The organism is Aquiflexum sp. (assembly GCF_041749095.1).
GTDB lineage: Bacteria > Bacteroidota > Bacteroidia > Cytophagales > Cyclobacteriaceae > Aquiflexum.
Window position 1 is genome coordinate 1 of sequence record NZ_JBGTCA010000088.1, and the last position, 8112, is coordinate 8112.

7 protein-coding genes are annotated in these 8112 nt (G+C 38.3%); 2 read left to right on the forward strand and 5 right to left on the reverse strand.

The window, feature by feature from the left end:
* Window positions 1–213 precede the first annotated feature (213 nt).
* From ACEW8O_RS04760 to ACEW8O_RS04780, 5 genes are all read right to left on the reverse strand, one after another.
* Window positions 214–3363 carry an AsmA-like C-terminal region-containing protein gene (locus ACEW8O_RS04760; RefSeq protein ID WP_373493477.1) on the reverse strand — a complete coding sequence of 1050 codons (3150 nt, stop codon included), beginning with the start codon at window positions 3361–3363 and terminating at the stop codon, window positions 214–216.
* Window positions 3364–3449: 86 nt separating this feature from the next.
* A complete protein-coding gene (locus ACEW8O_RS04765; protein ID WP_373493478.1) occupies window positions 3450–4874 on the reverse strand; it encodes a sulfatase in 1425 nt (474 codons plus the stop codon).
* 57 nt (window positions 4875–4931) lie between these two features.
* The gene (locus ACEW8O_RS04770; RefSeq protein ID WP_373493479.1) at window positions 4932–5501 is read right to left on the reverse strand and encodes an NADPH-dependent FMN reductase; all 570 of its coding nucleotides are present in this window, start codon (window positions 5499–5501) and stop codon (window positions 4932–4934) included.
* A 137-nt stretch (window positions 5502–5638) separates the two neighbouring features.
* Window positions 5639–6082 carry a DinB family protein gene (locus ACEW8O_RS04775; protein WP_373493480.1) on the reverse strand — a complete coding sequence of 148 codons (444 nt, stop codon included), beginning with the start codon at window positions 6080–6082 and terminating at the stop codon, window positions 5639–5641.
* Window positions 6083–6093: 11 nt separating this feature from the next.
* Window positions 6094–7185 (reverse strand): 6-phosphofructokinase, encoded by a 1092-nt coding sequence (locus tag ACEW8O_RS04780; protein ID WP_373493481.1) that lies wholly within the window; start codon window positions 7183–7185, stop codon window positions 6094–6096.
* Between the two features lie 220 nt (window positions 7186–7405).
* Between ACEW8O_RS04780 and ACEW8O_RS04785 the strand changes: the two genes are divergently transcribed.
* On the forward strand, window positions 7406–7723 hold the full coding sequence (locus tag ACEW8O_RS04785) for a nucleotidyltransferase domain-containing protein (RefSeq protein ID WP_373493482.1): 318 nt from the start codon (window positions 7406–7408) through the stop codon (window positions 7721–7723).
* A gap of 32 nt (window positions 7724–7755) precedes the next feature.
* Window positions 7756–8112 (forward strand): NYN domain-containing protein (locus ACEW8O_RS04790; RefSeq protein WP_373493483.1); only part of this gene is annotated, 357 nt, incomplete at its 3' end.

Here is an 8112-nt window from a genome sequence, read left to right on the forward strand (position 1 = left end):
GTAGCATCAAATAATTCGCCCAAAGCAGGATATCTGTCCAAAATGAAAAACGATTTTCTGATTTTTGTGATGAATTCATGGACATTAAAAATAATGAATTCCATTAGTTAAATAAAATGGTATACCCTTAAACCGAATCGTTGCCGTAGGACAAGTGTATCGGAATTACAAATTCCAGTTTATCTGTTCCCGGGATTGCAAATCCCAAGAAGCTTAATTTGACCTCTTATCCCGCCCCAAGCTGATTTTGTAATCATCAGGTGTGCCTTTCATATTGACATTGACAAATCGCACCCTTTTATCTTCATTTCTGTATACAATTGCGTCTTCTTGATCTGGATCAACTTCATTTTTGTTTTTCCCTCCAAATAGCGATTTAAAACCTACAGAAGTTACCATACCCAATGGGATTCTGATAAAATAATCCATATTCAAGTCCAAGCTCTGCTTTCCTGAAAGCTCAATAAATCCGAGACTTGAATTGATGTTCATGCTTGGTATATTTAATACACCATCTTTTAGGTCAAAGGTGTTGCTCAGCGTATCAAATTTCACATTGCGGAGGTTACGGTCCGAAAAATAGCTTGACATGGCACTCAATGGCGCAAAGTTGACTATGCTGCCCTGATATACTGTCAGGTCCATTTTTGCTTCCGACTTGTCTATAATCGGAGTAAGATCCGGATAAACCAAAAACTTGCTGGTAATCGTGCCGCTAACTTTTCCATGAAGATTTTCATTGATCAGATAGTCCTGACCAAAATTCTCAAACTTGATCAAAAGTTTATCAAGGTCAAGCTTTGCGGCTTTCATTGTACTGTGGAAATAAATATGCTCCGGATCAGATCCATTAAAATATCCCTTTATACCCAAAGTCCCATCTGCTGTCCTCAATCCCAATGTATCCAAATAAATATAATGATTCGTAGTGGTACGTGCTGTAGCTACCAAATCTTCAAGCCAAAAAGTATGATAATTCATTTTCCCGATTTCGGCTTTGAAATCCATCTCTGAGAAAGGAAGATCGAAAACATTAAATGCCTCCTGATGATTGGTGTCCACATCAATGCTTTCAAAACCCATCAACGCATCCAAATCAAGAGCCCTGGATTTCAGGTGAAAAAAATTCCTTTTAATTTTAAGTGAATCAGGTTCGCCAAGCTGATATCCCATATTAACTTTGAAATCGGAGGTTCCCATTTTTCCACCAAAATCCGTGACAGTTAGGAATTCATTTTCATAGTACATCCTTCCTCCAAAATCCTCCAATCTTAACGGGTGTACTTTGAATTTCCCATCAAGATCGGTCAAATAGAAATCAGCGGATTCAAATCCCTCATTATAATGAAGGTCTAGACTGCCTTTTAAATTCAATCCATCGATTTCTTCTTTTTGATAATCTTTTGGCATATAGTTCACCCCATTGTATTTCAAGAGGTCACTGATATTTAAATGATTGGAGACCAAATCAAATTCAAACCTGCTTTCCCCTTTTGGATGTTCCTGAAACCATTTGGGATAGTTCAGGACTTTACCCGAAAAGTGAAAATCACTCTTGTCGATTTCGCCTGAAAAATCCTTTACTTCCATATCACTTTCCCCAATCAGAATATCAGCATGAAAATCGTGAAATGAATGTGGGTAATTTTCCAGTTTGGCATAGAAATCATCAACGAAAAATTCCCCTTGCGGCAAATGCTCGAAATTCATTAATTCCTTACCTGTTGATTCAAAAGCCAATTTGAGTTTAAAATCATTGATCACTTCATTGAGACTCGTATCAGATGGCAATAATTGCTTTAAATCAATTTTTGAGGCACTGGCATCAATTTTTGCTTTTACAGGTTTGGGATCACCATGCAGAATTGCAGGTAAATCGCTCAAATTGCCTGAAAGTTTAAAATCTGAATCTGCAATTCGGAAACTCAGATTATCCAACCGGAGATCTCCTTCTTTCATAAATGCATAGGCATTTACTCTTCTGAACTGATGTGGATAATCCGGCAAAGAGAAATTTAGGTTAATGATTTTCAACTCACTCTGCACGCTGTTTTTGGCACTACTGATTCCGCCTAATCCTGACTCGAAGTCAATAAGCTCATCAAAATCCATATCCACAATAACCTGACCGCTGATACCCTGAAGACCCTCCACTTCAAAGAAATCGCCCAAAAACTCCAAGTCCAAATCTGCATTCAGATTGATTTTGATATAAGGGTTTTCGAAATCCCTTACGATCAATCTTCCCTGGAATTTGCCTTCGTCCGGTTTGGCAAAAAAATTCAACAGCTGGAATTCTGAAGTCTTCAGGCTTCTGTCCTTTCCATTGGTAAAAAATCCGGTAAATCTTAAATCATCCACCTTCTTATTAATACCCGGATTGAGGAAATAAGCATTGTCACAGCCAAATTCCACTGCGATCTTAGGAACATTACCATTTCCTGCAAATCCCTCTATACTTCCCTGAAAAAACACATCACCCTCATTTTCATATTTCTTGAGAAGCATAGCTGTCTCATTGGGAAGAAAAGCTGCAAGCAGGGAAAAATCAGGTTTTTCCCCTCTCAACTTTACATCCAGATAAATCTCATCTCCCAGATATGCTTTACCTTCCAAACCCAATAGTGCATCCTCCAAATGCAACTTGGAAGGAGCAAGAATCAATTCTTTTGAGTTTTGATCATAATCAAATTCCAAATCCAATCTGAAATGTTTTTGCGAGAAAAATGAGGGTTTGCTATCTGCGATGTAATCAAAAATCAGATCAGAAATGATGTCAATATAAATATGTTCATCCTGAATTTTGATGACTGCGTCAGCCTTGTCCAAGTGGGCACCAATCGTTGACAGATTCGATAAATCATCAAACCTAACTTTGAAGTTTATTAATTGGATAGATGACAGATCAATGTTGATTTCTTCCTCATCATCACTTGTCTCAACTTCATTTCCATTCCCCTTTGCTGTCAACAAATTGATATTTCCTTCAGCATCTTTTACCAGATCCAGGTGCCCGTTTTGGATTTTAATGCTTTTGATATTGTAATTTCCTGAAATGATGTCCCAAATACTGAAGCCAATGTATAAATCTTCTGCGGCATAAATGATATTGGAATCTGTGGTTTTTCCATCAAAAAAAACTATATCCTCCAGGTCGATGGATATATAAGGAAAATTGGCAAATGGCGCGATATGCGAATCCTTTACAGACAATTCCCCAACAAATTGCTCATTCAAAATCCCAATGGCTTTTTGGGTAAGTGTTTTCTGTTGGGAATATAAGAGAAAGATTGCTGCAGTTGGTATAATGAGGATGAACGAAAATACCAAAATCAGTAAAATCCTTATTTTTTTACTTTTCATGTGGGCAATGCAAGATAGATTACGTCAAGATCAACGTAAATAAAATTATTTGAATACAAAATAAGCAAGAAATTTCGGGCTAAATTTCAATTAATCCTTCCAGGTTCTCTGAGATTTTCACCTACCTTACCGGTAAGTGCATCTCCCATGTCTTCCCGTGCTTTTTCGGCAAGTTTTAAAAACTGATCGACTACCTGAGGGTTTTCACCAATCACATTATTTTCTTCTGATGGATCACTGGGAATATGGTAAAGTTCCATTTCTTCCAAATCGATCATTGTATATTTAATGGGTATACCATCAGCCCTAAAATCCTGACCAGGTGCCAGAGACCTATACCTATGCGGGAAATAAACTTTCCATTCACCCATAACTATTGCCTGCAGCTCATTTCGGTTGTAATAAACAAAATAGGCTTCCTGTGGGGAAGTTGCTGAATTGTCCATCAGCATAAAAGAAATATCCATGCCATCAACAGGCAATGATGGTAATGGGGCACCTGTTAGCTCAGCAATAGTTGGTAAAAGATCAATACTCATGGCGGGATTTTCCTGTACTTTCCCTTCAGGAATTTTACCTTTCCATTTCATGATGGCAGGTACTTTTACTCCACCATCCCAGGAAGTTCCTTTACCTTCTTTGAGTGGATATGCTGAGCCTGAATGTCCTGAGTAAGATAACCAAGGGCCGTTGTCAGAAAGGAAAATCACCAAAGTATTTTCTTCCAATCCATTTTCTTTCAGTGCTTTGAACACCTCTCCCACTGACCAATCAATTTCCATGATCACATCACCATAAAGCCCACGATCTGATTTACCCTTAAATTTATCCGATACAAACAAAGGCACATGTGGCATGGGGTGGGCCAAATAGAGGAAAAATGGATTATCCTTATTCCGCTTTATAAAGTCCACAGATTTCTCTGTAAACCACGTGGTAAACATGGATTGATCTGTCCAAACCGTGTCTACAACTTTTCCATTTTGATATAAAGGTAAAGGAGGATAGTAATCTTTGTTTTCAGGATGGTTTGGCCACATATCATTGGAATAGGGAATTCCAAAATATTCATCAAAACCCTGATTGGTTGGCAAAAACTCAGGATGGTGTCCCAAATGCCATTTACCAAAAATTGCTGTTTGGTAGCCCAGAGGTTTGAGCATTTCGGCAATGGTTGTCTCATCGGGATTTAGACCATGATTGCTGGAATGGTCCAAAGCCCCATGAATACCCAATCTATTGGAATAAGTTCCTGTCAGCAAAGCCGCCCTGGAAGCCGAACAAACCGCCTGAGCGACATAGAAATTGGTGAATTTCATACCTTCACCAGCCATTTGGTCAAGGTTGGGGGTTAGAATGTCCGGTGAACCATATACTCCTAAGTCATTATACCCTTGATCATCAGTGAAAATCAACACAATATTTGGAGTTTTCTGAACTTTCTCTCCGGAAGAAGTACATCCAAGTATGTAAACAAAACTTACAACCAGCAGGATTAAAGGATTTTTCATAAGTCGGGAATGATTGTGAGGATCACCAAAATAAATACTTTTTATTGAAAAAAATTTTCAAGCCAACTGATTTTCATAGTTTTTTAGCCGTTCCAAAAGCCATAGGTATTCTGAGATGAACCTATCTACGCTGCCGGAAAATGATTCATCTTTCAGATTTCCATCTTCATCAAATTTTTTGTCCATCTGGGGCGTGATCATCATAAAGGGCGACGCAATGCCAGAAAGTGCGGGAACCAATAGCAATAGTTTTTGGGCTGCCCTCATTCCTCCCATTGCTCCCAATGAGCCTGTCACGATCCCAAAAGCTTTTTGCTTGTAAATAGACTTGGGAAAATGATCGAGAAGATTTTTCAGAGCAGAAGAATGGCCTCCATTGTATTCGGGTGAAACCAAAATAAAACCATCAGCATTTTTCATTTTTTGGAACAGAGGCAAATATTCAGACGGTACATCTTCCTCCTTTTTCCAAACAACTTGGATAAATGAAAGATCAACCTCTCTTACGTCCAAAAGGTCCACTTCAATATCTTCCTTATTTTTAAGTTTGATAAATACATGTTTGGCAAGTCGCAAAGACACGGTCTTTTCCCTTGGGCTCCCGGAAATGATAAGAATTTTAGTCATGGTTATTTGAATTGATTATATATTAAATCCGATAGTCACTTGATTTGTTCAGTTAAAGCCATTTATTTCAAGATTAAAATAGGATTAATTAAACATGGTTTTTCCATGTACTCCAAAAAATGTCCCAAGTTTCCCCATCAAATATCCAACAACCTCCGATGGTAATTAACCTGTCCAAGATGGTAATTAAGGTGACCGATCAGATGTAGCAAAAAATATTCATGGGTCATGGGTTCTTTAAAAACCTCATGAGGATATATACTGTCAAATTTATCTTCCTGAAACATCAGTATGGCATTTGAAACCACTTGGATAGTATTATCCAATTGCTCTATCAATGATTCTCTGGGGACATCAAAGGTGGAAAATTCAGCATCTCTGTCTCTCACGTATCCCGAATTTCCCATGACAGCTCCTATAAAGTGATTTAGATTTCCGATCAGATGCACCGTAAGTGTCCCTGCCGAATTGAGGATATCACCTGAAACTTTCCAGATATTTTCCTCTTTTTTATAGAGTTTCAATTCGTTTTTCAACTTATTCAAATCTCTGTCAAATAAATTTATCAAGGTATCTTTCATATTTTCTTCCTTTAATCACCAAATATAATTCCCAAGCCTTTGGCTCCGAGTACTATAAAACTGTCCTTGCGCACCACATTATTTTCTTTGGTGGCATCTTCCAATGGTACGGACACAAATGTGTTGTTTTTAAATGCTACCATTTTTCCAAAATCTCCCTCCAGGAGCATCTCAAATGCTTTGACTCCAAACAAAGAAGCCAATACCCTATCAAATGCCGTTGGAGTACCACCTCTTTGGACATGACCTAATATAGTTTCCCTGATTTCAGCTTCTACGCCGCCATCTTTTAATTGCTGAGACAATTGAAGGGCCACTCCACCCAAACGAACATGCCTTGATCCTTCGTCTCCTTCTCTCGCCACAATTGTCCCCTCTTTTGCTTTGGCGCCCTCAGCGATGACAATGTTGACAAAACCTCTACCATCATTGTACCTTGTTCCGATTCTACTGACCAGTTTTTGGATATCATAAGGTATTTCAGGGATCAGGCAGATTTCGGCACCACCGGCGATTGCAGTATGTAACGCAATCCAACCTGCATCCCGACCCATTACTTCCATAATCATGACCCTGTGGTGGCTTTCAGCTGTTGTGACCAACTTATCAAAACTGTCAGAGGCAATCTGCACAGCAGTCTGAAAACCAAAAGTCATATCAGTGGCCGAAAGGTCATTATCGATGGTTTTGGGAACTCCAATGATAGGCAATCCATGTTCAAAAAAAGCTTTGGAGATTTTTTGGGAGCCGTCACCGCCAATATTGATCACCGCATCAAACCCCAATTCTTTGATCCTGTCAATATATTCCATCGTCTTGTCGACAAAAGTCACTTTACCATTTTCATCTTTGACAGGGTAATGCAAAGGATCGGATTTATTGGTGGTTTTCAAAATTGTACCACCTCGTACATGGATTCCTGCTGTTTTTTTACTTGTGAGTTTAATGATTCTTACGGGATCGGTAAAGAGTCCATTGAAAGCTTCCATACTTCCATACACTTCCCATTCCTTGGATTTCTTTGCTCTTTTGCAGATTCCTCTGATTACTGCATTTAATCCCGGGCAATCTCCCCCACCTGTTGCGATCAAAAGTTTTTTCATAGATTTAAAAGATTTTTTTCTTTACGCAACTTACGAAAATAGTTTTTTATAGCCCTTCTTTATCGGCTCAAAATGTATCGGAAGAATATTCGGATTGGTTGGATGTTATTACTACCTTTAATATAAATGCAAGATATGATGACCATAAAAAAGAATTTTTTCGCCTTTGCACTAAAGATTATTCCTTACTCTGGATGAAAAGAATAAATGAATTAAGAAAATGGATCAAAGAGATGCTTTAATTGTTCCCACAAAATATATTGAGGAATTGAATGAAAAATTTGACCTCATTAAAGTTATATTATTTGGCTCTTATGCAAAAGGAAATTTTCATGATGATAGTGATATTGATATTGCTGTAGTTTTGAAAGATTACAACAATTTGCCTGATATGCAACTGGAATTAATGAGGTTAAGAAGAAAATTTGACAGTCGAATTGAACCCCATCCTTTTAGAGCATCAGATTTCAACCTTTCCAATCCTTTAGTGTATGAAATACTGAAGCACGGAAAGGAAATTAAAATACCTGTTTCATAAATGCATAAACTCACTTTTAGTAATAGAAAAGAATGCAAACTGACATAAAAATAGCTGTCCTGATCGATGCTGACAACGTCCCTTCGGCACAGGTCAAAGAAATGATGGAGGAAATTGCCAAATATGGTAATCCTACCATCAAACGTATTTACGGAGATTGGACGAAGCCTCAATTGGTAAAATGGAAAAATGTCCTTTTGGAAAATGCCATCAACCCCATGCAACAATATGGCTACACCTCGGGAAAAAATGCCACCGATTCAGCCATGATCATCGATGCCATGGATATACTGTATTCTGAAAGGGTCAATGGTTTCTGCATCGTTTCTTCGGACAGTGATTTTACCAAATTGGCTACAAGGCTCCGGGAAGCCGGGATGTTGGTGATC

Coding starts and splice junctions, on each gene's coding strand:
- ACEW8O_RS04780 (WP_373493481.1), bottom strand. CDS start 7,185: ATGAAAAAACTTTTGATCGCAACAGGTGGGGGAGATTGCCCGGGATTA.
- ACEW8O_RS04760 (WP_373493477.1), bottom strand. CDS start 3,363: ATGAAAAGTAAAAAAATAAGGATTTTACTGATTTTGGTATTTTCGTTC.
- ACEW8O_RS04775 (WP_373493480.1), bottom strand. CDS start 6,082: ATGAAAGATACCTTGATAAATTTATTTGACAGAGATTTGAATAAGTTG.
- ACEW8O_RS04770 (WP_373493479.1), bottom strand. CDS start 5,501: ATGACTAAAATTCTTATCATTTCCGGGAGCCCAAGGGAAAAGACCGTG.
- ACEW8O_RS04785 (WP_373493482.1), top strand. CDS start 7,406: ATGGATCAAAGAGATGCTTTAATTGTTCCCACAAAATATATTGAGGAA.
- ACEW8O_RS04765 (WP_373493478.1), bottom strand. CDS start 4,874: ATGAAAAATCCTTTAATCCTGCTGGTTGTAAGTTTTGTTTACATACTT.